The organism is Pseudomonas sp. GW823-FHT06E10 (assembly GCF_058794995.1).
This window is the reverse complement of sequence record NZ_JBXAHJ010000002.1, coordinates 106,194-128,881: the sequence shown is the minus strand read 5'-3', so window position 1 is coordinate 128,881 and position 22,688 is coordinate 106,194. Positions and strand designations below refer to the sequence as shown.

Sequence of the window (22,688 nt, the reverse complement as noted above, 5' to 3'; positions counted from 1 at the left end):
ACACTTTTCACGCCTTAACGGGCGTGCCCCATTCCTGTCATGAGTACCCTGCGATGCTTTTGCAAAAGTCCCTGAGAGCACAAATTCTCGCCCTGCTGAGCGGCAGCCTGCTGGCGATGCTGTTGATCGCCCTGGCGTGCTTTCACTTCCTGTCCAGCGGCGTGCAGAACTACGCCAATCTGATCGAAGGCCCGCTGCACACCTCGCAATTGATCGATGAAGCCAACCTGCAATTCAAGGTGCAGGTGCAGGAATGGAAAAACGTCCTGCTGCGCGGCAAGCAACCGGCGGACCTGAGCAAGTACTGGGGGCAATTCGAGGGGCGTCAGCGCGATGTGCAAAACATCCTTGGCGAACTGGCCGCGCAGAAGGGCATAGAGCCGCAACTCAAGAGCCGCATCGAGCGCTTGCGTGACGAACATCGCCAGTTGGGCGCGGCCTATCAGAAGGGCCGGGACGCGTTCGTGGCCGCCGGTGGTGACCCGACGGCGGGCGACGTGGCGGTCAAGGGTGTGGACCGCGCAACCAGCGATCAGATGAGTGAACTGGTCAGCGAGTTGCGCAAGCAGGGCGCCGAGCAATCGACACTGATCAGCGCCAGTGCCGAGCGCACGGTGTTGCTGGGGCTGGTCGTGATGCTGGTTTCGGGGGTACTGATCGGCCTGCTGAGCTTGTGGCTGGTCAACCGCAACCTGGTCGAGCCGATCCGCAAACTGATCGAATACGTGGCGCAACTCAGCCAGGGGCGTATTGCCGAGCGCGTGGCCAGCACCCGTCAGGACGAGTTGGGCAAACTGGCGATGGCCGCCAACACCCTGCGCGATTTCCTCGCCGAAACCTTCAGCCGTTTGCAGCGCAGCGCGTCGGACCTGGACAGCGCCAGCGGTGAGTTGAACTCGATCGCCACCGTGATGGCCGGCGGCACCAACGAGCAGTTCAACCGCACCGATCAGGTGGCCACGGCGATGAACGAAATGTCCGCCACCGCACAGGAAGTGGCCCGGCATGCCGCCGAAGCGGCGCGGGCCGCCGACGATGCCGACCAGTCCGCCCAACAGGGTGAAAAAGTCATGCAGGGCACCATCCACACCATCACCCAGATGCGCGGCGAAATCGCCAACACCGCCACGGTCATCCGCCAACTGGAAACCGACAGCGGACGCATCGGCAAGGTTCTGGAGGTGATTCGCGGGATCGCCGAACAGACCAACCTGCTGGCACTCAACGCGGCCATCGAAGCGGCCCGCGCCGGTGAGGCCGGACGCGGATTCGCCGTGGTGGCCGACGAAGTGCGAAGCCTGGCCCAGCGCACGGCGGCGTCGATCATCGAGATCAACCAGATCATCCAGACCGTGCAGACCGGTGCAATCGAAGCGGCCCAGGCGATTGAAAGCGGTCAGTCGCGCAGCGAACAAAGCGTGCAGCAAGTGACGGAGGCCGGCGCCATGCTCGAACGTATCACCCTGGCCGTGGAAGCCATCCGCGACATGAACCGCCAGATCGCCACTGCCGCCGAAGAGCAGACCTCGGTGGCCGAAGACATCTCGCGCAACCTCACCGAAATCACCAGCATCGCCAGCACCAACCTGGACAACGTGCAGCGCACTGAAGCGGCCAGCACCAATCTGCACGGCTTGTCGGGGCAGTTGAACGAGGTGACGGCGCGCCTGAGCGCTTGAATCCCGAAAACGCAAAAGCCGCACGATGTTCCCATCGTACGGCTTTTGTTTGTTTGGGGATTACGTGTCCTGTTTGTTTTCCAGGACCTTGCCGTTGGAGGCATCGATGTCCACATCCCACTCGACGTTCTTGGCGTCACGCAGTTCAACTTCGTACTCGTAACCGTTGAAGTGGTTGTCCAGTTCGGTCTTGGTAATCGTTGCACCCGGATGCAGATCCAGCGCGATCTTGTTCAAGTCTTCCAGTGGCTTGATCTTGCCTTCCTTGACCAGTTGCGGGATTTGATCGACTCGCACATCGGCCTGGGCCAGGCCGGCGGTGAGGGTCAGGGTTGCAGCGGTAAACAAAGCAGTCAGGGTCTTCATGGGCTTCTTTCCTTGGGTGATCTGTTTAAGTGAGATCAGGTTAGCCTGTGTAACTTAATCCACCCTTAAATCCCTCAACATGTCCTGCATCAATCCCTGTGGGAGCGTGGCTTGCCCGCGAAGGCGGAGTGTCAGTCAACGTTGATGTTGAAGCTGATGGCCCTATCGCGAGCAAGCTCGCTCCCACAGGTTTTTGTGCAATAGCGCATCAATACCCGTTGTTCTGTAGCACCTGCGCAACACTCGCCGCCGGGCGTTTATAGAACTTCAACAACTCACTGGCGCGATTGGTGAAAATGCCGTCGACACCGGCGTCCATGACTTTCTGGTAGTCCACCGCATCGTCGATGGTGTAGACGTGCACCAGCAGGCCCTGATCGTGGGTGTACTGGTTCATCCAGGGTTGCACCAGATCCGAGTAGCTCTGGTCGCCACCCTGGGTCAGTGCAGCGGACGGGCCGGTGCCGATGGCGCCCTGGGCCTTGGCGTAGTCGACCCAGTGCTGGAATTCGGCTTTGTCCTTCGGTTGCTGTTTGGCGTAGTAAGCGGCTTTGTCCTTTTCGCCGGACTCGGCAAATGTCACCTTGGACTTGGGCTCGATACTGCCTTCTCCGACCCACAGCAGCAGGATCTTCGGCACCTTCGGCATCTCTTTTTGCAGCAGTTCGAGGCTGCTCTTCTCGAAAGTCTGCAGGACCACCTTGCCTTTGCCTTGGCCGACCGCCAGCTCGTTTTTTGCCAGTTTCGAAGCGGTCGGGCTCAGCCAGCCCCGGTCCTGAAGTTTTTCCTTGAGGTCGCGTTCGATGCCGGGGAACTGCTTGGGCTCCTTGGTCTCGATGTACAGGCCGGGCTTGTGCAGGCTGTTGCCCTCGGCGATGTCGATGATTTCATCAAAGGTCAGAATCTTCAGGCCCGCGAAGGCGGGACGTGCGCGATCCGGGTACGCGGCATTGAACCAGCTGCCCGCGTCCAGGGTTTTCAGTTCGGCCATGGTGAACGCATTGGCGGGGCTGTCCTTGCGCTCGGGGAATTTGCTGGCGACGTCGGTGGTGCGTTGCAGATTGTTGTCGTGCAGGGCAAACAGCACGCCATCCTTGCTGCGCTGCAGATCCAGTTCCAGGTAGTCGGCGCCCAGGTCGCGGGCAGTCTTGTAGGCGGCGGCGGTGGATTCCGGCGCATCGAACGATGCGCCGCGGTGGGCGATCACCGCTGGACGCGGAATGTCCAAGCGGGTCGCCAGTGCCGCGGGACCGGGTTCGCTGGCGGCCTGTGCGTGGCCGAGGGCGAGCAACAGGCTCAGTAACAGGGCGCTTTTAGTAAAGGTTGCGGGCATGGTCGAGATCCTTTCGCAATAAGTGAGCGGTCCCTTTTAACAACTCATCGTTGCAGACGCTATCACCAGACCGACACAAACCTGTCGAAAGCTGATTTTCGTCAGCGCTTTTGTGCGCCCGTTTGCAGTACGCTGAGGCCCTGCAATTTCCCCGGCAGAGGGAAACGCAGGCCCTGCGTGCAAACCAACGATCACCATTGCGGGGTTTACCATGCGCATCACTTCCCAGCTCATCTGCCAGGCTGCCGACCAACTCAAAGGCTTCGTCGGCCTCAACCGCAAGACCGGGCACTACATTGTGCGCTTCAGCGAAGACTCGTTTGGCATGGACGTGGCGGACGACGGCATCATCCCTGTCAGCGAATTCGTCTGGGCCGCGGGCCCCGGGCAGGTCATGACGCTCAAGCGTGAATTGATCCAGTTGCTGCTGGACCAGAACATCGATGACCGGATCAACATCACCGAGCCGTTGCGGGTGTACATGAACCGGCGGGAAGTGCCGGAGATTTCGGCGGTTCGCAGTCTGGTTCAGGGGTGAGTTTTTGCGGTGAATTGACGGGCCCCATCGCGAGCAAGCTCGCTCCCACATTTTGATCCCGGTCGGTCACAACATTTGTGCGCGACAAAGATCTACTGTGGGAGCGAGCTTGCTCGCGATGGCGGCCTGAAGAACTCTAAATCAGTCACTGATTGAATCCGTAAGCCCGCTCAACCCGGCACACCCGCGTATGACACCGCGCATACCAGGTCGAGCGCCCACGCTCGCGAATCGCACTGTGCTCCGGATGATGCTTCCACGCCAGAATGGCCGCTTCACTGGCCCAGTACGACACGGTTATTCCCAACCCATCCTCGCCCCGCGCCGACTCCACGCCGAGAAACCCCGGCTGTTCGCGGGCCAGTTCCAGCATCCGTGCGGCCGCTTCGGCGTAACCCTGGTCACCCTCGGTGCGCAGTGAAGTGAAGATCACCGCGTAATAAGGCGCAGCTGGTGTATCGGCGATCATGACGAGCGCCTCGCACAGGCTTCGACAAAGGCGCCAACCAACGGCGGCAATACGCCCTTGAGCGCCGCCCGCTCGGGTTGGAACAAGGTCGCGACAAAGAACGGATGACCGCTGAGTTCGACCGCCCGCAGTCCGTGTTCCGAATCGTGGCCGACGGCATGTAGTTCGCGCTTGAGCAACTCCCCTTCGAACTGCGGATTCACACCAAAACGACAGCGATAGCCTTCACGAATCTCGGTGTTTTCGTACGCCTTGGCGAGCAACGAACCCTCAAGCAAATCAATCGTATCGACCGCTTCCACCAGCGCACACGACAGTGGCGTCAGCAGCGCCCGCGCGGCATCGGGATTTGTCTCGCCGTGTTCGGCATCTGACCAGCCCAGCACGTTTCGCGCATATTCCAGCACCGCGTGTTGAAAACCACCGCAGGTGCCGAGGAAAGGTCGCCGTTGTTCGCGGGCAAAGCGAATCGCCAGCAATGCACCGTCCATGCTCCGGTAAGGGCTGGCCGGCACACACCAGAACCCGTCGAATGTGTGCAGCGGTGTCTCGACGTGGATTTCATCGGTGGTCAGCCATTGCCATTGCACGTTCGGGCCACTGTGTTCAGCGGCCATTTCGAGGGCGACGGGAATGGCCTGGTGGGCGGTGACTTGCGGGTCGTAGTCGCCGATCAGGGCGATGCGAATCGGGCGGGTTTCCATGTGGGGCCTCTGCACTTGTTGATTGCTGGTGCCCACTATAGATTGGCGCTCACGCACTCAATATTGGCGTTTTCCCAAGTGATCAATGCAGTGACGCACTATCGATTGGACTACCCGGACCTGGCCCTGATCCTCGCGCTGGTACGTGGCGGCTCTCTGGCCCGGGCAGCGCAACTGTTGAAGGTGGATGTTTCGACGGTGTTTCGAGCGGTGCGCCGGCTGGAGGGTGCACTGGGTCAGCAACTGTTCGAAAAAAGCCGCGCCGGGTACCTGCCCACCACCCTGGCGCAGTCCCTGGCTGAACAGGCCGAGCGCGCTGAACAGGCTCTGGAGGCGGCACGCATTGGTGTGGAGCAGGGCGGAGAAGTGATCAGCGGCATCGTGCGCCTGACCTGTACCGATTCGGTCCTGCAAGGTTTGCTGTTGCCGGCGCTGGCGCAGTTCATGCCGAACTATCCGGCGCTGACCCTTGAACTGAGCACGTCCAATGATTTTGCCAACCTCAGCCGTCGGGATGCCGATATCGCCCTGCGCCTGACCCGCACGCCACCGGAGCATCTGGTGGGAAGGCGGCTGGCGGACATTTCCTATCGCGTGTGTGCCAGCGAGCGATACCTGCAATCGGTCAATACCCCTGACCTGGCCTCATTGACCTGGATAGCCCCGGATGACTTCCTGCCTGATCACCCGACCGTTACCTGGCGTCGCCAAGCCTTGCCGGGCGTAACGCCGGGCTATCGCTGCAACAGCATGCTGTCGGTGACCGAGCTGGTCAGGGCCGGTCTGGGTGTAGCGGCGTTGCCGGATTTTTTGATCGGCGACGGATTACAGCCGCTGAGCGAACCCCTGCACGGATACGACACCGCGCTGTGGCTGCTGACCCGTCCCGACTGCCGCGCTTTGCGCTCGGTGGTCACCTTGTTCGATGAGTTGGGGCGAGCGCTGAAACTGCCGTGAAACCGTTCAGGTTCCTGGCTGAAGCTCACTAAAGCCTCAGTGCCGGTTTCATTCTGAAACACATCGCGTCATTCAAATCAGAGCCATCGATCCTTCGACGCCGCCGTCGAACTTGTCATTTATTGCAACTGATAGCAGGCCAGAAACATGTCCAGCGCGGAGTCTGCCACCTGGTGTTGTTCTTCGGGTGACAAGCCTGGTTTGCCCATGGAAATCTGCGGCCAGAAGGCAAACGACTTGAGCAGCCCCTGCACCTGTTGTGCGGCAAAATCAGGGGCAATAGCTTTCAACCGACCATCGGCCTGAGCGGCACGAATCCAGACCGTCAGCCCTTCTTCGCGCTCGCCCATTCGCGCCACCATATCCTGCGCCCGCTCCGGGGAATGAATCGTCGCCGCTATCGCCACCCGCGCCAGGTCGAGAAAATTGTCATCGCCCAACATTTGCAGCTTGGCCATCAGCAATCCGCGCAATTGCTCACGCAACGGTAGGTCGGGACGGTAGGCCGTTTCCTGTTCGGCCGTCACCCGGGTCCATAATTGATTGAGGATCTCGGCGAACAACTCTTCCTTGCTGGGAAAGTGGTTGTACACCGTGCGCTTCGACACACCGGCAGTGGCAGCAATCTTGTCCATGCTGGTGATCTCGAAACCGTTGTCACGGAATTCGTTGATCGCGGCATGAATGATCGCTTGGCGTTTTCGGTCGGTGAGGCGCTGTGGAGCTGTCATAAGTACGCTTCGGCAGGAAGAAGGGAGGAATTACACTCAGCAGTTTACTTGTCATCGACTTTGATGCAACCTAGAAACTACACTGTGCAGTGTAATGTTTTGTTAATCCTGCCCAGCAAAAATAGAAAGTCCGGCTGATGCGTGCGTGCTTTGGCCATTTATCGTCCCAAAACGGAAAGTCGCGTCATGCGCGGTTTTTCTGGAGTCATTCAGTCATGGCCAATTCAAACTCCCCGGCGGACAACGCCTCCACACCTGAAGCGTCCCGACAGGCTCAAGGGCAGTACCAAAACTTCACGCCGGTTCAACGTTTAAGCTTTGGCAAAACCATGGGCGTCCTTTGGAACGTGCTGTTCCACAAACCGCAAAACACCCGCCCGAGCGCGCCCGTCCCGGTGCAAGCCCTGACTCAAGCCGCGCTGATCGCAGCGCCCAACCACAGCGTCTATCGACTGGGCCACTCCACGGTGTTGCTCAAGCTGCGCGACAAATTCTGGATCACCGACCCGGTCTTCGCCGAGCGTGCCTCGCCCGTACAATGGGCTGGCCCCAAGCGTTTCCACCAGCCACCGATCAGCCTGGAAGAATTGCCACCGATCGAAGCGGTGATCCTGTCCCACGACCACTACGATCACCTGGATCATCAGGCCGTGCTCAAGCTCGCGGACAAGACCAAACACTTCCTTACCCCGCTGGGCGTAGGCGACACCCTGATCAAGTGGGGCATCGACGCGAGCAAAGTCCGCCAGCTGGATTGGTGGCAAGGCACGGAAGTCGATGGCATCCAGTTCATCGCTACCCCGTCGCAGCACTTTTCCGGCCGTGGCCTGTTCGACAGCAACAGCACCCTCTGGGCCTCGTGGGTGATGATCGACGGCGACACGCGCCTCTTCTTCAGCGGCGACAGCGGCTACTTCGACGGCTTCAAACGCATCGGCGAACAGTACGGTCCATTCGACCTGACCCTGATGGAAACCGGTGCCTACAACGTCGACTGGCCACACGTGCACATGCAACCCGAACAAACCCTGCAAGCCCACCTCGACCTCAAGGGCCGCTGGCTACTGCCAATCCACAACGGTACGTTCGACCTGTCGATGCACGCCTGGTACGAACCCTTCGACCGTATCCTGGCCCTGGCCTGGGAACGCAACGTATCGATCACCACGCCGCAGATGGGCGAGGCGTTCAACCTGATGCATCCGCAGCGCGGTAGGGCGTGGTGGTTGGCGGTGGAAGGGGAGAGTGATCGGGTGGTGGCTCATAACGCGTAGAGTGATTGGTTGAGTTGTAGACCTCAGCTAAAAACCACTTCAATTCGGCCCTCTTTGCGTGAGCGCGGGGCCGACTTGACCACGATTTGCACATCACGCCCGAGAAGTAACAAGCACTCCATCATCTTGGCCTCACTGATCCCACGAAATTTACCGCGCAACATTTCAGATAGCTTGGGCTGTGACAGACCTAAAATTTCAGACGCCTGAACCTGGGTCAAATGACGAGCCTTGATGATTTCGCCAATTTTTGCAGCCAATTGGGATTTGACTCGCATTTCATTGGCGTTCGGTGTCCCGAGGTCTTCGTAGACGTTGCCACTGCCTTCTTCGATTTCAATCATGTTCTGATCCTTTTGCGTGTTCCTGCGCCGCTTGAAGTCTCTTCCTGATCAAATCGATGTCGTGCTGCGCGGTTTTGATTCCCGTGGTCGACTTTTTCTGAAAACAGTGCAGAACATAAACAGCATTACCAAAACGAACGGTATAAACGGCGCGATAGGTGTTCGTATCGAAGTCCTCAATCAACTCAAGGACTCCGGCACCACCAAAGCCTTTCAGTGGTTTTGCATCTGGGTGCTTCTTGTTGCTTTGGGCCAGATCAAGAGCGTGGCCAAAAACGTCCTGTACATCTGCAGGCATCTGCTTGAGGTCTTTTTTACTGCTGCTAACCCACAGGAGTGGCTTCCTTGTACTCATGTGAAAATATACCTAAATGGGAATAATCGTCAATCGATAAGTTGGCTCACTCCACCATCGCAAAATCCGCCCGCCCAACCGGATTCGGCGTAGAGCCTTTGACGTTCATCCCTCGACCCGGCGCAAATCCCGGGAAGAACACCAACCCCTCCGATTCGAACCGATAGGCCAGCGCCAGGCGCGTGACATCCAGCACCTCCTGGCGTGCCTCGAAGCGTTGAATGGCATCCACCGAGACCCGGGATTCCCGCGACAGCTCTTCCACACTCCAGCCCAGCATCGCTCGGGCCTGGGCGCAGTGGGCCGGGGTGAATTGGAAGAGGGCGATACGTTCCAGGGTGATTTTCATCGCTTGAGAGGCCATGGTGTTCTCCGGGCTCGAGAGTGTTGGTTCAAAATATACTGTGTTTTTGTACAGTTGTTTTGAGCCCGGATCAAACGCATTTTTTGATTTGTCTTTTCAGACAGACGAACGGTGCTGCGCTTACTTGCCCGCCAACCCCGGCGCTTCCCGCACGATAAAGTGATCCAGATTCTCGATGTTGGCGCTGAACACCCCGAACGTCTGCTCGGGGTTTTTCTTGCTCGGCACCTGCTTCAGTTCGGGCGTTACGCCATAAAAGAAGCAATACAACTCCCGCCCGCTCTCGATGGCGTGCTTGATCTCCTCCAGGAACGCTTTGCGCTTGCGATAGCTGTCGATCAGCTTTTTGCTCAGGTAGACATTGACCGAGTAAGGCTTTTTCTCGAACCAGACCTTCTTCTCGAAATCGATGCGAAAGCTCTGGGTATAGTCCTTGATCTCCTTGACCTTGCCCCAGTAAATCAGCCCCTTGTTGTCCTGCAGGTATTCGATTTTCTTGAAAAACGACCCGTAGGGCGCGGTGTGCTCGCCAATCTTCAGCGGCACGCGCTTGAGCAAATCCTTGTCGTCGAAGTTCGACACAAAACACTCCACCGGATGGGCGAAGACGCTGGTCTTGTCCGGTGCTGATTCCCTGCTCGGTTGCTCGACATTGCTTGCCACCGAAGGCGTCAGCGACTCATCCCGCACCCCGTCCGCCGCGACCTTCGGGCTGGACGGCTTACGCACGTATTCACGCCGAGTCAGTAACAATTCCGACGGGAAATTTTCCTCGCGGCTGTCATCCGTTTCCGTCTCATCCACACCCGACGCTGGCGTCCTCAAGCTGACATAAGGGCAGCCCTCGACATGCCGCGTACTCGGCAAGTTCTTGAAGTGCGGCGTGCGCACGTAATTCACATTCTTCGCGTTGAACGTGCCCAGCTCATTGGTCGCATCGAACGCCAAACGACAGGCATCGTTGGGGCACTGGAAGTGTTCCTTGGCGGAGTCGAAATCCATCGTCTCGTCGAAATTCAGATCCCGAACGTCGTAGATCGACAACTTGTCGTTGAGGCCGAGGCAATAGGCGAGGTCGAATTTCATGTCGGGTTCCAAATCCTTTAGGTGAACAGCTTCCAGTGATGGCGCATTCGAAGCAATAGCTACACTCAGATCACTTCGATATCGCCGAGCCTGCACAGTCCATCAAAGAGGGCGGTTCATGAGCCATTCAGATGCTTCGCCCCCTCTCCCGGAGCCAGGCCGGATAGCCCGCCGGGATGAACAGACCGGCTGGCGCCGTTGGGTACCGGGGCTGAGCATGCTGCGCGAATACCAACCGGCATGGTTGCGTTACGACATCGTGGCCGGCCTGGTGCTGACCACGATGCTGGTGCCGGTCGGTATCGCCTATGCGGTCGCTTCAGGCGTGCCAGGCATATATGGCCTCTACGCGACCATCGTTCCGCTGCTGTTCTATGCCTTGTTCGGCCCCAGCCGAATTCTGGTGATGGGGCCGGATTCCTCCCTGGTGGCCGTCATCCTTGCCGTCATCATTCCACTCTCCGGCGGCGACCCGCAGCGAGCCGTCGCCCTGGCGGGCATGATGGCGATCGTCTCGGGAGCGGTGTGTATCCTGGCCGGGATCGCGCGCCTGGGTTTCATCACCGAGCTGCTGTCCAAACCGATCCGCTACGGCTACATGAACGGCATCGCACTGACCGTTTTGATCAGCCAGTTGCCCAAGCTGTTCGGTTTTACGATTGAGTCCGACGGCCCATTGAACAACATAGGGGCCATCGCCTCAGCGGTGATGGAGGGGAAGGTCAACTGGACCACCTTCACGGTGGGCGGGCTCACCCTGGCGGTGATCCTGCTACTAAAAAGGTGGCCGCGACTACCGGGCATCCTGATCGCCGTGGTTGGCGCGACAGTCGCCGTGGGCGTACTCGACTTTGCGACACGCGCCGGAGTGTCGGTTCTCGGTTCGCTCCCCCAGGGCTTGCCCGGTTTTGCCATCCCCTGGATCACCAGCGCCGACATCGTCCCGGTGTTGATCGGCGGTTGCGCCGTCGCACTCGTCTCGTTCGCCGACACCAGCGTGCTCTCCCGCGTCTATGCGGCGCGGACCCGAACCTATGTCAACCCGAACCAGGAAATGGTGGGCCTCGGCATCGCCAACCTGGCGGCCGGTTTTTTCCAAGGCTTCCCGATCAGCAGCAGCTCGTCACGGACCCCCGTGGCCGAGGCCGCCGGAGCCAAAACCCAAATGACCGGCGTCGTCGGCGCACTGGCGGTTGCCTTGCTGCTGGTGGTGGCACCGGACCTGCTGCAACATCTACCGTCCAGCGCCCTGGCGGCAGTCGTGATCGCCTCGGCCATCGGCCTGATCGAAATCACCGACCTGCGCCGGATCTATCGCATCCAGCGCTGGGAATGCTGGCTGTCGATCGTCTGCACCGTCGGCGTGGCCGTGTTCGGCGCGATCGAGGGCATCGGCCTGGCCATCGTGATTGCCGTCATAGAATTCCTCTGGGACGGCTGGCGCCCGTACTCCGCGGTATTGGGCCGCGCCGATGGGGTCAAGGGCTACCACGACATCAAACGCTACCCCGACGCACGCCTGATCCCCGGCCTGGTCCTGTTTCGCTGGGATGCACCCTTGTTTTTCGCCAACGCCGAACTGTTCAGCGACCGAGTGCTGGACGCCGTAGCGGCATCGCCCACGCCCGTGCGCTGGCTGGTGGTCGCCGCAGAGCCCGTCACCAGTGTCGATGTGACGTCTGCCGACATGCTGGCCGAACTGGACGACACCTTGCATGCGGCGGGTATTGAGTTGTGTATTGCCGAGATGAAGGATCCGGTGAAGGACAAGCTGAAGCGGTTCGGGTTGTTTGCACGGTTGGGGGAGACGGCGTTTTTTCCTACGATTGGGACGGCTGTGGATAGTTATGTGGCGAATTATCGGGTGGATTACAGGGAGCGGGAAGATGAAGGGAACGGATTGCCGTGAAACCCGCGAGATTGAAATAGAGACTTCACATCAAGGAGCGAACCATGCCGAACAACTGGCCCGCAGGGATTGAGCACGTCGTCGTGCTGATGATGGAAAACCGTTCGTTCGACCATTTGCTGGGGGATTACACAAGCATCAATGCCGCGTGTGACGGTATCAACCGCAAGGCGCCCAGCACCAACCCGTTGAAGCTGGCCAACGGTAATTCGACGGTGATCACTCAAGCGTCGGAGTTCCCGGAAAACTACAGCCTGTGGGCACCGCCGCCCCCTCTGCCTCCGGCGCTGCCGCCGGGCAACAGCGAGGGTTTCGACCTTGGCCACGAGTTCGTTAACGTGGAGAAGCAACTCGGTGTCTCCTTCAAGACCAGCCCGGCCAACCCTACGCTCGCCGGTTTTGCCCAGGACGCCTACGACAAGGCCCGCAGCGACCTGAAGGTGTACAAAACCTGGTCGCAATCCATGGCCCAACGGGCGATGAACTACATCCCGTTCGGCGCCACGCCAGCGAAGGATACGCTGCCGGCCATCCACGGATTGGCGCGTAACTTCACCGTATGCGACCGCTGGTTTTCCTCGGTGCCGGGCCCCACCTGGCCGAACCGTTTTTTTGCCATGCTCGGCAGTTGCAATGGTCACCTGCTGATGCCCTCCACGGGCACGGTGCTGGCCGGCATCAAAAGCCTGATCGCACAGTTCGGCGGTGAGAGTATTTTTTCGCTGCTGCGCAACAACGGCCACGATGCGCGCATTTATTCCGATGGCGCGATCCCGCTGGCGGCGCTGGTCAAGGGTGGTTTGCAGCACCTGAGCATCGACGACTTCAAGTCGGACGTCGCCGGTAACAGGCTCCCCGAACTGTCCTGGATCGAGCCGAGCTATGGCCTGCTCAACGGAAAACTCGGGCCCAATGTGTCGCATCATCCACCCGAAGATTTGCGCTTCGGCGATCAGTTTGTCGGTGAAGTGTTCAACGCCTTGTCGGCCAACACCGCTGTCTGGAACAAAACCCTGTTCGTGCTGCTGTACGACGAACATGGCGGCTTCCATGACCACGTGGTACCGCCGACTTGCGTGGCGACCGGTTCAACGGTCGATGTCCCGTGGAAAAATCCATTCACCCGCCTCGGCGTTCGGGTGCCGGCGATTCTGGCTTCGCCGTGGCTCAAGCCAGGCTTGATTCCCTGGACGGGCAACGTCCAGGCCCAGCATTACGATCACACCAGCCTGCTGGCGTTTCTTTGCGATCACTTCAAATTGCCGCGCAGTGCCCTCGGCCCGCGGGTGGTCGCGGCGCAGCACTTCGGCAACGCACCTATCTGGCGCGCTGCACCGGGTGTAACGGCTGCGCCAAAATTGGCGGCCACTGTGGTGCCCAGTCGCGTCGGGTTGCCATTGATCGAGTCGGAGCTGGCGACCCAGAGTCGGCAGGTGGTGGACAGCGCCACCGGTTACCTCGACGGCCTCGATCCAGAGCAGATCTGGAAGAGCAGCGCCCAATGGGTCAGCGGTTTTCTCGGCAACCGCAGCCGCGCCCTGGCTGATCCGGCTCAGGCCGCGCTCACGCCTGCCGCGCCCAGTGCGGACAGCCTGGAGGCGAAACTGCGGCGCTTGCAGGATTTGATGGTCACCGCCCAAGGGCTAGCCGTTCGCCCCGTTGCAGTGCCTGCCAGCAAAGCCTTGGCAGAACCGGGAGTGGAAGTCGCGCCAACGCGGCTGCGCGTCCTGTGCCTGCCTGGTGTCGGTTTCACGCCAGCCGGCCAAGGGCAGGGCGGCATCGATGCGAACTGGCAGGACCAATGGCGCACATTGATCCGTACTCAACTGGCGCAGAACGGTCGCCCCATCGATGACCAGGACATCGACTTCCTGTCCTTCGACGAGCAACTCAAGGAGGGACCGGACTTCGCCCAGATCACCCGAGGCCTGGCGATGCTGAGCGCCGACGCCAGGGGCAAGGCCGACGAGAACTTCGGCAGTTGGGGCCTGCCGGTCAATGAGATGTTGCGCACCACCGTCGGCGCCATCGTGCAATGGATCGAAGACGCCGAGTTGCGCACGGCGTTGACTCAACATCTGTTGGCGAAGATCGAGGCATTCAATCCGCAGATCATCTTCGCTCAAGGGCTGGGCAGCTTGATCGGCTATGACGCCCTACGCCGCTCGGTGGCAAAAAAAGGTACGGCACTCAAGCGCATCGATGGCCGAGTGTTCGTCAGCTTCGGCTCACCGATTGCACTGCCGCTGGTGATGCGCGAAGTGTGGGGCGGGCGGGTGCTGCGGTTGAGTGAAAACGGTCGAGGTATCCGCCGCTGGTTCCACCTCCACAACCCCAACGACGGCTTGCTGGCCCGACCGATCACCTCGCCGGATTCAGCGCGAGTCGACCTGCAAACCGAATTCAGCGTGCAGCTGCGTGATGACCTGCTCGACCTCAATCACGCCGCCCAGGCCTACTTGTCCTCACCCACCAGCCAGACCGGCCTGTGGCCGCAACTCGCCCGCGATGTGGTGGCGGCGCGAGCGCTGGAAGTGCCGGCATTCCTGGCCCGCAGCGGTCAACGCAAACGTCGCGCCCTGGTGGTCGGCATCAACGATTACCTCGACCCGAGCGCACGCCTCGAGGGCTGCATCAACGACACCTACCTGATCAGCCGCATGCTTCAGGAAAGCGGCTACGATGCCGGCGACATCCGATTGCTGCACGACGCCCGAGCGACCCGGGCCAACTTCGTCGAACGCCTCGAATGGCTGGTGGAAGGCGCCCGTGCCGGCGACGAGCGCGTACTGTTCTACTCCGGCCACGGCACTCAACTGCCGGTCTACAGCAGCAGCGGCGAAGCCGACTGCATGGACGAAACCCTGGTACTCCACGACTTCGACTGGGACGACGAAAGCACCCACTTCACCGACAAACTGTTCCGCCAGTTCTACAGCCACCTGCCATTCGACCCGGACGGCCACGGCGCCAAACTCACCGTCATGTTCGACTGCTGCTACGCCGGCGGCATGACCCGCGGCAACGGCCGCGTGCGCGGCATCACCCCACCCAGCGACATCCGCCACCGCATGCTGCGCTGGGACCCCTACGCCGGCGACTGGGACCGCCGCGTCTACGCCACCGACGCCGACCGCCGCGACTTCAGCGAACAAGACAACAAAACCCGCGGCCTCACCCGCACCCGCACCACCCAAGGCGCCGCCACCGGCCTGCGTCCCGAAAAAAAAGCCCAACTGCTGCGCCAAACCAAACTCTACGGCCACCACGGGCCCTACATGCCCCTGATGCTCTACGCTGCGCGGGAGAACGAAAAGGCCAATGAGTATGAGGTGGGGTCGAACAGCTATGGCGCTTTCACCTATGCGTTGGTTGAACAACTGCGCAAGTTGCATCAGGAGGATGCGACGTTGGGGTTTGATCAGTTGATTGAACGGGTGGGGAGTGTGTTGAGTGCGAGGTCGTTGGGGCAGACGCCGGAGATTGTTGGGCCTAGTGGGGTTAGGGCGGCGGTTTGTCCGTGGCGGATTAGTGGGTTGGGGAGGTGAGGTTTTAGCTGTATTGCGGGTGAAGAAAAGGGCCGCTGGAAAATCCAGCGCCCCTTTTAGCATCGAAACTCTAAAGCCTGCCCCAGATCCCCTGTGGGAGCGAGCTTGCTCGCGATTCGCAAAATCAGCACAGCAAGCAAGTCAGCCACAGGCTAATGTTCCGCTCGGTTATTCCGGCTTCAGCCGTTTCACCTTTGTATAAAGCAAAGCAGTGAACTTCTCCCGATCACTCGAATGGTGACAACGCCGATGGCAGTTCGGGCACAGCGCTACAGCATTGCTCGGACGGTCTGAACCTTCCTGTGCCAAATGCTTAACGTGGTGAACCTCAAGAAACGGACTGCCTGACTTTTCAAACGGAGCAGGGTTGCCACAGCCTTCGCATTTACCTTCAGCCTGTTGGCGAACCCACGCTCTCACTTCCGGATCGCGAACATACGACTTTCCGCTGGACTGAGTTTGCTCTGGTTTCTCAATCCCCTTCGGCTCGGCTTTAATCGGTTGTCGCTCAAGCTTTGCAGCTCGCTGCTCCAGTGTGGCCTCGTCGGCTGTCGGGGCGAAGTCCTCGGGAGTTATAGGACCTGGAGCATTGAGTGCTTTACGAATGCTCTTCGTAACATTGGCACCGACATTCTTGGCAGGCTTGTATCCCTTGATAGGTTCTCGACCCAGTTCGACCATAACCGTAGAAATGTTCTGCATTCGAAACTCAACCGAACCTTTGGTCCGACCGGCTAAAGCACCCTCGCGCAGGACGCGATTTTCATGCGTCTTGTTAATCGCCTGACCGTTCTGCTCGCGAGAAAGCATGCTGAGATAGGCATCGACCGCAGCCTGAATCTCTGTGTCACTCCAATCGCTGCTGTTCTTTTTCGTATCCATACAATCGCCGAGGGTGAAATACCCTCGGACGATACGGAGTGGCCACTACAACTGTCTACGAAAATTCCTACACAAAACGGAGACGAATCTCGCAAGCGATCCTACAAGCACGTCACTTAACCCACCGATTGCTTCGACAACTGAAACACCTGCACCACCTTCCGCCACCAAGGCTTAATCACCGGCGTCCGATGTTGTGAGTGATCGAACAATAGGTAAGGCATGTCCCGCAACCGAATCCAACCTTCATCCTGCCAGTGCAGCAAGCTCAGCGACATCTCCGGCCAATCCAACAAACTCAGCATCGGTCGATCCGAATTGTCCGACTGCTCCGCATCACGTAAGGCTGGCACCACTTGATGGGTGATCCACTCACGCAGCAACCGATTTCCAGGCGCGTAGTGATACACCAACAGTGCATATACGCCGGATTCACTGAGCATCAACTGCTTTTCCGGTTGCCGGTAATATTCAATCCACAATGTTCGGTGCTGGTCCTTGTCTAGCTTGTTGACCATGCGCTCACTTAGATGGAAACCCATCAAGCGGCCGATATCACGGGCGCAAAACCATGGTTGATTTTCAAGGAGAAGGGCGTGTAGAGGGAGGTTGTGGCGAGTGAAAATTGTCGAAATGTACGGATCAGATATGACTGATCTTTGAGGTGCCGCAGAGCGGTTGTGCGTGTCGACTGGCATTTCCATTACCCCTACGTATGAAGTTGATGAGGGCCGAACCCGACGTAGAGGATCTAAGAAATCCCAACAAGCTATCCCTTTCAGACACAGGATTACGCATTTATAGCTGATAACAGCATGCGGTCTGTGTGGCGAAATTAGCTTCTACGTTGGGCGTTTCTTAGGCACCTGCAATAGAGCTTAGAGCTGCTTGGAGTGGCCCTCAATACAGACGGTGCTGGAATTTCTGTAGGAGGTTTAGCTACTGCTGAGATGACGCGTAAGTGTTTTCCTAGCCAACAAAAAGCCCCGATCAGATCGGGGCTTTCAGATGTTCGATTTGTCGATTCAAGTCGTCAAATCGCGGCTAGCTTGGGAATCAATCCCAGCTAAGTGCACCACCAGTCTGATACTCAATAACCCGAGTCTCAAAGAAGTTCTTCTCTTTCTTCAAGTCCATGATCTCGCTCATCCAAGGGAACGGGTTAGTGGTCCCTGGGTACTCTTCCTTCAAACCGATCTGCGACAGGCGACGGTTAGCGATGAACTTGAGGTAGTCCTCCATCATCGCCGCGTTCATGCCCAACACCCCACGAGGCATGGTGTCACGTGCGTATTCAATCTCCAGCTGAGTACCTTGCAGGATCATCTGCGAGGCTTCTTCCTTCATCTCGGCATCCCACAAATGCGGGTTTTCGATTTTGATCTGGTTGATCACGTCGATGCCGAAGTTCAGGTGCATGGATTCGTCGCGCAGGATGTACTGGAACTGCTCGGCGACGCCGGTCATTTTGTTGCGGCGGCCCATGGAGAGGATCTGGGTGAAGCCGCAGTAGAAGAAGATGCCTTCCAGAACGCAGTAGTAGGCGATCAGGTTGCGCAGCAGTTCTTTGTCGGTTTCGACGGTGCCGGTTTCGAACTTCGGATCGGAGATCGAGCGGGTGTATTTCAGGCCCCAGGTGGCTTTTTTCGCGACCGATGGGATCTCGTGGTACATGTTGAAGATTTCGCCTTCATCCATGGCCAGCGATTCGATGCAGTACTGGTAGGCGTGGGTGTGGATCGCCTCTTCGAAGGCCTGGCGCAGGATGTATTGGCGGCATTCCGGGTTGGTGATCAGGCGGTACACGGCCAGGACCAGGTTGTTGGCAACCAGGGAGTCGGCGGTGGAGAAGAAGCCGAGGTTGCGCATTACGATGCGGCGCTCGTCGTCGGTCAGGCCTTCCGGGTTTTTCCAGAGGGCGATGTCGGCGGTCATGTTGACTTCTTGCGGCATCCAGTGGTTTGCGCAGCCGTCCAGGTATTTCTGCCAGGCCCAGTCGTACTTGAAGGGTACGAGTTGGTTGAGGTCGGCGCGGCAGTTGATCATGCGCTTTTCGTCAACGGCGACACGGGCGGAGGCGCCTTCGAGTTCGGCGAGGCCTTCGGCGACGTCGAGGGAGTCCAGGGCAGCTTTGGCGCGGGCAACGGCGGCGGAGTCAGCGGCGGTCACGGCACGGGCTTCCAGGGCGGCGGCACCGCCGGCGCTGTCGAGACGGTCCATGTTGGCTTCGGTGGCGTGGCCAGCGTTGGCGCTCTTGACTGCTACTTCCGTGTCTTCTTTGTCGAATTCGTCCCAGCTCAGCATGACGTGTCGTCTCCTGCGTGAGGGCCAGTGTGCCCGTGTGAAATTGGATAGGTCGGTTTTTCACACGGCCTTACTGGCCGCGTTGGATCTAAAGGAATCGTTTTTTGCGGCAGCTATACGCAGGCATCAAACAGAATTTTGTACGGGGTTCCGAGAGCCACTGATGGGCGCAGCAAGCGTTGATCGCTTGTGCGGGGCTTCAGACTGGCTTTTCGTCCCTGTAAGGGAATATTGCAGGCCCGTTTAAGGCCGCATTATAGGGAAGTTTTGCGTGCTGTGGTGCGGCGAAATGGCTCACGGAACGGTCGACGGGGGCCGTTTTTCGGTCGGAGTGAGGGTTTACAGGGCTTTGAACGATGTTGGCGGGGGAAGATTTTTTTTCTTAATTTTTTGCCTCTGATTATTTTTGTTCAAGAAATGACCAAAAAAGGCTTTTTTCACTACATCTTGTGTTTCGGTGGGGTTTTCTCAGGCTCCAGACACAACTAAGCCCGACCGAAGTCGGGCTGTGAAGTCACGCTGGCGGATCAGCTCAGGCGAGCGGCACCGACGTGATCGGCACCATCGGCGGCTAGACGGGCTGCGCCGGTGTGGTCGGAGCCATCGGAAGCCAGTTTGCCTGCCCCGACGTGATCGGCGCCATCGGCGGCGAGGCGGGCTGCGCCGGTGTGGTCAGAGCCGTCGGAGGCGAGTTTGCCTGCCCCGACGTGATCGGCACCATCGGCGGCGAGACGGGCGGCGCCAGTGTGGTCAGAACCGTCGGAAGCGACAGCGGCTTCAGTGGTGTAAGCAGCCGAGCCGGTGCGGTCGTAACCATCGGCGGCGAAGGTGTTGGCTGCCAGGACGGAGAGGGTCAGGGCGAGGATCAGTTGGGTTTTCATGGTTGTTGCTCCAGATTCGTGGGTGTTGTTTGTCTTGGGTTGCAGTTGATTCTACGTCTGCTATTTCGATTAAAAAGCGCAAATAAATGCTTAAAATAATCGAATTAATCGATCGTTAAGGTTCGGCGCTTCATCTGCCTGATCGCGGCGGGTGGGTCGAACCTTTTGGGGGAGGGGTGAAGCAGGGGATCAGCCGTTGGAGCAGCCATTGCCCATCATGCTGTAGCGCAGGATATGTCGTTGGCCGTGGGAGTCTTCGTATTCCATTTTCATCGGCACAACTTCACACACGTTCGGGGCTTCGCTCATGGAGATCACTTTGGCGATGTCCAGGTGGGTGGAGTAGGTGTATTCCTCTATTGCTGGTTGTTGCTGCGCGACATCAGTCGGGACCTCGTTTGCCATGGCGGTTGCGCACAGACTGCTGAGGGCCAGAACCAATAAAGCTTTCATTTGAAATTTACCTTTTAGAGGTCGAAAGGGGGCACGCAATCTTTTTGGGATTGCGTGTGGAGCTTCGGTATCAGGGGTTTGATTAACTGCCTTCGTGGGGGCTGCAACTTGGTTAATCAGGTTGCCTTGTTGGCGTGGCTGATTTTAGGCGTCGACGCTTCGTCCATATAGGCGTGGTTTTGATAAACACTTTTGACAGATCCTGTAACAATCCCTGAATAACCTCTTCTTTTGTAGGAGCGAGCTTGCTCGCGATGAACCTGAGGGCTCCGCGGGGTGTCAGGCTAGGCGCGTTATCGTTGACGACCATCGCGAGCAGGGCTCGCTCCTACAGGGAACTGTGGGCGGAGTAGGGGTATTCACGATATTTTGTAGGGACTTGTTACTACCATCGTCGAATGGTTCTATAGCCCCGGCCCGGCTAAAACAGGGTCATACAAAAACAACTATTCCACCGAGGTAAGAAAGATGAGTGCGGCTTCCCTGTATCCCGTTCGTCCCGAGGTTCTGGCTAACACGCTGACCGACGAGGCGACCTACAAGGCCATGTACCAGCAGTCGGTCGTCAACCCGGACGGCTTCTGGCGCGAGCAAGCCAAGCGCCTCGACTGGATCAAGCCTTTCACCACGGTGAAGCAGACTTCCTTCGACGATCACCATGTCGACATCAAATGGTTCGCCGACGGCACCCTGAACGTTTCCTACAACTGCCTGGACCGTCATCTGGCCGAGCGCGGCGATCAGGTCGCGATCATCTGGGAGGGCGATGACCCTGCCGAAAGCCGCAACATCACTTACCGCGAACTGCACGAGCAAGTGTGCAAGTTCGCCAACGCCCTGCGTGGTCAGGACGTGCACCGCGGCGACGTGGTGACTATCTATATGCCGATGATCCCCGAAGCCGTGGTCGCCATGCTGGCCTGTACCCGGATCGGCGCGATTCACTCGGTGGTGTTCGGCGGCTTCTCCCCGGAGGCCCTGGCCGGTCGCATCATCGACTGCAAATCCAAAGTGGTTATCACCGCCGACGAAGGCATTCGTGCCGGCAAGAAGATCCCGCTCAAGGCCAACGTCGACGACGCGCTGACCAACCCGGAAACCAGCAGCATCCAGAAAGTCATCGTGTGCAAGCGCACCGGTGGCGACATCAAGTGGAACCAGCATCGCGACATCTGGTTCGAGGACCTGATGAAAGTGGCCGGCACCGTGTGTGCGCCGAAAGAGATGGGCGCCGAAGAAGCGCTGTTCATCCTTTACACCTCCGGCTCCACTGGCAAGCCGAAGGGCGTGCAGCACACCACCGGCGGCTACCTGTTGTACGCAGCCATGACCCACGAGCGCGTGTTCGACTACCGCCCGGGTGAAATCTACTGGTGCACCGCCGACGTCGGCTGGGTCACCGGCCACAGCTACATCGTCTACGGCCCGCTGGCCAATGGCGCGACCACGCTGCTGTTCGAAGGCGTGCCGAACTACCCGGACATCACCCGGGTGGCGAAGATCGTCGACAAGCACAAGGTCAATATCCTCTACACCGCACCGACCGCGATCCGCGCCATGATGGCCTCGGGCACTGCGGCTGTTGAAGGCGCTGACGGCAGCAGCCTGCGCCTGTTGGGTTCGGTGGGCGAGCCGATCAACCCGGAAGCCTGGGACTGGTACTACAAGAATGTCGGCAAGTCCCGTTGCCCGATCGTCGACACCTGGTGGCAGACCGAAACCGGCGGCAACATGATGAGCCCGCTGCCGGGCGCTCATGCGCTCAAGCCAGGCTCTGCGGCGCGTCCGTTCTTCGGCGTGGTGCCGGCCCTGGTGGACAACCTGGGCAACATCGTCGAAGGCGAGGCCGAGGGCAACCTGGTGATTCTCGATTCGTGGCCAGGCCAGGCACGTACGCTGTTTGGCGACCATGACCGCTTCGTCGACACTTACTTCAAAACCTTCCGTGGCATGTACTTCACCGGTGACGGCGCCCGTCGCGATGCCGATGGTTACTACTGGATCACCGGTCGGGTGGACGACGTGCTCAACGTGTCCGGCCACCGCATGGGCACCGCCGAGATCGAAAGCGCGATGGTTGCGCACCCGAAAGTCGCCGAAGCGGCGGTGGTTGGCGTGCCGCACGACATCAAGGGGCAGGGCATTTATGTCTATGTCACCCTTAAGAACGGTGAAGAGCCGAACGAGCAGTTGCGCCTGGAACTGAAAAACTGGGTGCGCAAGGAGATCGGCCCGATTGCTTCACCGGATGTGATCCAGTGGGCGCCGGGGCTGCCGAAGACTCGTTCGGGCAAGATCATGCGCCGGATTCTGCGCAAGATTGCCACGGCGGAATATGAGGGGTTGGGTGATATTTCCACCTTGGCTGATCCGAGTGTGGTGCAGCATTTGATTGATACCCACAAGACCATGAATGTCGCGTAAGCGGCGGTTCTGAGTCACTTAAACGCCCTGTCAGGTGTTGAGCCTGGCGGGGCTTTTTTGTGCCTGGGTTTTTGTGTTGGTTGGGCT

At 59.0% G+C, this 22,688-nt stretch carries 21 protein-coding genes; 7 read left to right on the top strand and 14 right to left on the bottom strand.

Annotation, left to right across the window (positions count from 1 at the left end):
* Window positions 1–53 precede the first annotated feature (53 nt).
* A complete protein-coding gene (locus tag AC1Q6Y_RS03630) occupies window positions 54–1,679 on the top strand; it encodes a methyl-accepting chemotaxis protein (protein WP_492624045.1) in 1,626 nt (541 codons plus the stop codon).
* 60 nt (window positions 1,680–1,739) lie between these two features.
* Here the strand turns inward: AC1Q6Y_RS03630 and AC1Q6Y_RS03625 are convergent, their stop codons facing one another.
* Both AC1Q6Y_RS03625 and AC1Q6Y_RS03620 read right to left on the bottom strand, forming a co-directional pair.
* Window positions 1,740–2,045, bottom strand: coding sequence for a PepSY domain-containing protein (locus AC1Q6Y_RS03625; RefSeq protein WP_492624044.1), 306 nt, complete (start codon window positions 2,043–2,045; stop codon window positions 1,740–1,742).
* A gap of 208 nt (window positions 2,046–2,253) precedes the next feature.
* Window positions 2,254–3,378, bottom strand: a complete 1,125-nt coding sequence (locus AC1Q6Y_RS03620) for a glycerophosphodiester phosphodiesterase (RefSeq protein ID WP_492587530.1) — start codon at window positions 3,376–3,378, stop codon at window positions 2,254–2,256.
* A 211-nt stretch (window positions 3,379–3,589) separates the two neighbouring features.
* On the opposite strand from AC1Q6Y_RS03620, the gene AC1Q6Y_RS03615 reads away from it, so the two are divergent.
* Entirely contained in the window at window positions 3,590–3,916 is a 327-nt protein-coding gene (locus AC1Q6Y_RS03615; protein ID WP_057713589.1) for a DUF2025 family protein, read from the top strand.
* 145 nt (window positions 3,917–4,061) lie between these two features.
* Here the strand turns inward: AC1Q6Y_RS03615 and AC1Q6Y_RS03610 are convergent, their stop codons facing one another.
* Window positions 4,062–4,385 carry an antibiotic biosynthesis monooxygenase family protein gene (locus AC1Q6Y_RS03610; protein ID WP_218494324.1) on the bottom strand — a complete coding sequence of 108 codons (324 nt, stop codon included), beginning with the start codon at window positions 4,383–4,385 and terminating at the stop codon, window positions 4,062–4,064.
* Complete coding sequence (locus AC1Q6Y_RS03605; RefSeq protein WP_492624043.1) at window positions 4,382–5,089, bottom strand: CTP synthase C-terminal region-related (seleno)protein; 708 nt, start codon at window positions 5,087–5,089, stop codon at window positions 4,382–4,384. The genes AC1Q6Y_RS03610 and AC1Q6Y_RS03605 overlap by 4 nt, the downstream gene beginning before the upstream one ends.
* A gap of 15 nt (window positions 5,090–5,104) precedes the next feature.
* Between AC1Q6Y_RS03605 and AC1Q6Y_RS03600 the strand changes: the two genes are divergently transcribed.
* Window positions 5,105–6,046 (top strand): LysR family transcriptional regulator, encoded by a 942-nt coding sequence (locus tag AC1Q6Y_RS03600; protein ID WP_492587527.1) that lies wholly within the window; start codon window positions 5,105–5,107, stop codon window positions 6,044–6,046.
* Window positions 6,047–6,165: 119 nt separating this feature from the next.
* On the opposite strand, the gene AC1Q6Y_RS03595 is transcribed toward AC1Q6Y_RS03600, so the two are convergent.
* Entirely contained in the window at window positions 6,166–6,777 is a 612-nt protein-coding gene (locus AC1Q6Y_RS03595; RefSeq protein WP_057713592.1) for a TetR/AcrR family transcriptional regulator, read from the bottom strand.
* 215 nt (window positions 6,778–6,992) lie between these two features.
* On the opposite strand from AC1Q6Y_RS03595, the gene AC1Q6Y_RS03590 reads away from it, so the two are divergent.
* Window positions 6,993–8,051 (top strand): MBL fold metallo-hydrolase, encoded by a 1,059-nt coding sequence (locus AC1Q6Y_RS03590; RefSeq protein ID WP_154860386.1) that lies wholly within the window; start codon window positions 6,993–6,995, stop codon window positions 8,049–8,051.
* Window positions 8,052–8,074: 23 nt separating this feature from the next.
* Here AC1Q6Y_RS03590 and AC1Q6Y_RS03585 read toward each other — a convergent pair whose 3' ends face one another.
* The 4 genes from AC1Q6Y_RS03585 to AC1Q6Y_RS03570 all read right to left on the bottom strand — a co-directional run bounded on the left by AC1Q6Y_RS03585 (window position 8,075) and on the right by AC1Q6Y_RS03570 (window position 10,200).
* Window positions 8,075–8,395, bottom strand: a complete 321-nt coding sequence (locus tag AC1Q6Y_RS03585; RefSeq protein WP_102670296.1) for a helix-turn-helix domain-containing protein — start codon at window positions 8,393–8,395, stop codon at window positions 8,075–8,077.
* Complete coding sequence (locus tag AC1Q6Y_RS03580; RefSeq protein ID WP_102670295.1) at window positions 8,388–8,750, bottom strand: type II toxin-antitoxin system RelE/ParE family toxin; 363 nt, start codon at window positions 8,748–8,750, stop codon at window positions 8,388–8,390. Before AC1Q6Y_RS03580 ends, AC1Q6Y_RS03585 begins: the two co-directional genes overlap by 8 nt.
* 46 nt (window positions 8,751–8,796) lie before the next feature.
* Window positions 8,797–9,114, bottom strand: a complete 318-nt coding sequence (locus AC1Q6Y_RS03575; RefSeq protein WP_007998876.1) for a helix-turn-helix domain-containing protein — start codon at window positions 9,112–9,114, stop codon at window positions 8,797–8,799.
* 120 nt (window positions 9,115–9,234) lie between these two features.
* On the bottom strand, window positions 9,235–10,200 hold the full coding sequence (locus tag AC1Q6Y_RS03570) for a hypothetical protein (RefSeq protein WP_492587526.1): 966 nt from the start codon (window positions 10,198–10,200) through the stop codon (window positions 9,235–9,237).
* Window positions 10,201–10,318: 118 nt separating this feature from the next.
* Here AC1Q6Y_RS03570 and AC1Q6Y_RS03565 point away from each other — a divergent pair, with 118 nt between their 5' ends.
* Window positions 10,319–12,109 carry a SulP family inorganic anion transporter gene (locus tag AC1Q6Y_RS03565; protein ID WP_492624042.1) on the top strand — a complete coding sequence of 597 codons (1,791 nt, stop codon included), beginning with the start codon at window positions 10,319–10,321 and terminating at the stop codon, window positions 12,107–12,109.
* Window positions 12,110–12,153: 44 nt separating this feature from the next.
* Entirely contained in the window at window positions 12,154–15,657 is a 3,504-nt protein-coding gene (locus AC1Q6Y_RS03560) for an alkaline phosphatase family protein (RefSeq protein WP_492587524.1), read from the top strand.
* Window positions 15,658–15,825: 168 nt separating this feature from the next.
* Here AC1Q6Y_RS03560 and AC1Q6Y_RS03555 read toward each other — a convergent pair whose 3' ends face one another.
* From AC1Q6Y_RS03555 to AC1Q6Y_RS03535, 5 genes are all read right to left on the bottom strand, one after another.
* A complete protein-coding gene (locus tag AC1Q6Y_RS03555) occupies window positions 15,826–16,539 on the bottom strand; it encodes an HNH endonuclease (protein WP_492587523.1) in 714 nt (237 codons plus the stop codon).
* A 116-nt stretch (window positions 16,540–16,655) separates the two neighbouring features.
* Window positions 16,656–17,237 (bottom strand): BRO-N domain-containing protein, encoded by a 582-nt coding sequence (locus AC1Q6Y_RS03550; RefSeq protein WP_492587661.1) that lies wholly within the window; start codon window positions 17,235–17,237, stop codon window positions 16,656–16,658.
* A 358-nt stretch (window positions 17,238–17,595) separates the two neighbouring features.
* The gene (locus AC1Q6Y_RS03545) at window positions 17,596–18,843 is read right to left on the bottom strand and encodes a ribonucleotide-diphosphate reductase subunit beta (protein WP_007978181.1); all 1,248 of its coding nucleotides are present in this window, start codon (window positions 18,841–18,843) and stop codon (window positions 17,596–17,598) included.
* A gap of 527 nt (window positions 18,844–19,370) precedes the next feature.
* On the bottom strand, window positions 19,371–19,724 hold the full coding sequence (locus AC1Q6Y_RS03540) for a hypothetical protein (RefSeq protein WP_154947570.1): 354 nt from the start codon (window positions 19,722–19,724) through the stop codon (window positions 19,371–19,373).
* Window positions 19,725–19,913: 189 nt separating this feature from the next.
* Window positions 19,914–20,177, bottom strand: coding sequence for a DUF2790 domain-containing protein (locus AC1Q6Y_RS03535; protein ID WP_057713604.1), 264 nt, complete (start codon window positions 20,175–20,177; stop codon window positions 19,914–19,916).
* Window positions 20,178–20,645: 468 nt separating this feature from the next.
* Here AC1Q6Y_RS03535 and acs point away from each other — a divergent pair, with 468 nt between their 5' ends.
* Entirely contained in the window at window positions 20,646–22,601 is a 1,956-nt protein-coding gene (gene acs, locus AC1Q6Y_RS03530; protein WP_154860380.1) for an acetate--CoA ligase, read from the top strand.
* The last annotated feature ends 87 nt before the right edge of the window (window positions 22,602–22,688 follow it).

Coding starts and splice junctions, on each gene's coding strand:
- AC1Q6Y_RS03630 (WP_492624045.1), top strand. CDS start 54: ATGCTTTTGCAAAAGTCCCTGAGAGCACAAATTCTCGCCCTGCTGAGC.
- AC1Q6Y_RS03625 (WP_492624044.1), bottom strand. CDS start 2,045: ATGAAGACCCTGACTGCTTTGTTTACCGCTGCAACCCTGACCCTCACC.
- AC1Q6Y_RS03620 (WP_492587530.1), bottom strand. CDS start 3,378: ATGCCCGCAACCTTTACTAAAAGCGCCCTGTTACTGAGCCTGTTGCTC.
- AC1Q6Y_RS03615 (WP_057713589.1), top strand. CDS start 3,590: ATGCGCATCACTTCCCAGCTCATCTGCCAGGCTGCCGACCAACTCAAA.
- AC1Q6Y_RS03610 (WP_218494324.1), bottom strand. CDS start 4,385: ATGATCGCCGATACACCAGCTGCGCCTTATTACGCGGTGATCTTCACT.
- AC1Q6Y_RS03605 (WP_492624043.1), bottom strand. CDS start 5,089: ATGGAAACCCGCCCGATTCGCATCGCCCTGATCGGCGACTACGACCCG.
- AC1Q6Y_RS03595 (WP_057713592.1), bottom strand. CDS start 6,777: ATGACAGCTCCACAGCGCCTCACCGACCGAAAACGCCAAGCGATCATT.
- AC1Q6Y_RS03590 (WP_154860386.1), top strand. CDS start 6,993: ATGGCCAATTCAAACTCCCCGGCGGACAACGCCTCCACACCTGAAGCG.
- AC1Q6Y_RS03585 (WP_102670296.1), bottom strand. CDS start 8,395: ATGATTGAAATCGAAGAAGGCAGTGGCAACGTCTACGAAGACCTCGGG.
- AC1Q6Y_RS03580 (WP_102670295.1), bottom strand. CDS start 8,750: ATGAGTACAAGGAAGCCACTCCTGTGGGTTAGCAGCAGTAAAAAAGAC.
- AC1Q6Y_RS03575 (WP_007998876.1), bottom strand. CDS start 9,114: ATGGCCTCTCAAGCGATGAAAATCACCCTGGAACGTATCGCCCTCTTC.
- AC1Q6Y_RS03570 (WP_492587526.1), bottom strand. CDS start 10,200: ATGAAATTCGACCTCGCCTATTGCCTCGGCCTCAACGACAAGTTGTCG.
- AC1Q6Y_RS03565 (WP_492624042.1), top strand. CDS start 10,319: ATGAGCCATTCAGATGCTTCGCCCCCTCTCCCGGAGCCAGGCCGGATA.
- AC1Q6Y_RS03560 (WP_492587524.1), top strand. CDS start 12,154: ATGCCGAACAACTGGCCCGCAGGGATTGAGCACGTCGTCGTGCTGATG.
- AC1Q6Y_RS03555 (WP_492587523.1), bottom strand. CDS start 16,539: ATGGATACGAAAAAGAACAGCAGCGATTGGAGTGACACAGAGATTCAG.
- AC1Q6Y_RS03550 (WP_492587661.1), bottom strand. CDS start 17,237: ATGCCAGTCGACACGCACAACCGCTCTGCGGCACCTCAAAGATCAGTC.
- AC1Q6Y_RS03545 (WP_007978181.1), bottom strand. CDS start 18,843: ATGCTGAGCTGGGACGAATTCGACAAAGAAGACACGGAAGTAGCAGTC.
- AC1Q6Y_RS03540 (WP_154947570.1), bottom strand. CDS start 19,724: ATGAAAACCCAACTGATCCTCGCCCTGACCCTCTCCGTCCTGGCAGCC.
- AC1Q6Y_RS03535 (WP_057713604.1), bottom strand. CDS start 20,177: ATGAAAGCTTTATTGGTTCTGGCCCTCAGCAGTCTGTGCGCAACCGCC.
- acs (WP_154860380.1), top strand. CDS start 20,646: ATGAGTGCGGCTTCCCTGTATCCCGTTCGTCCCGAGGTTCTGGCTAAC.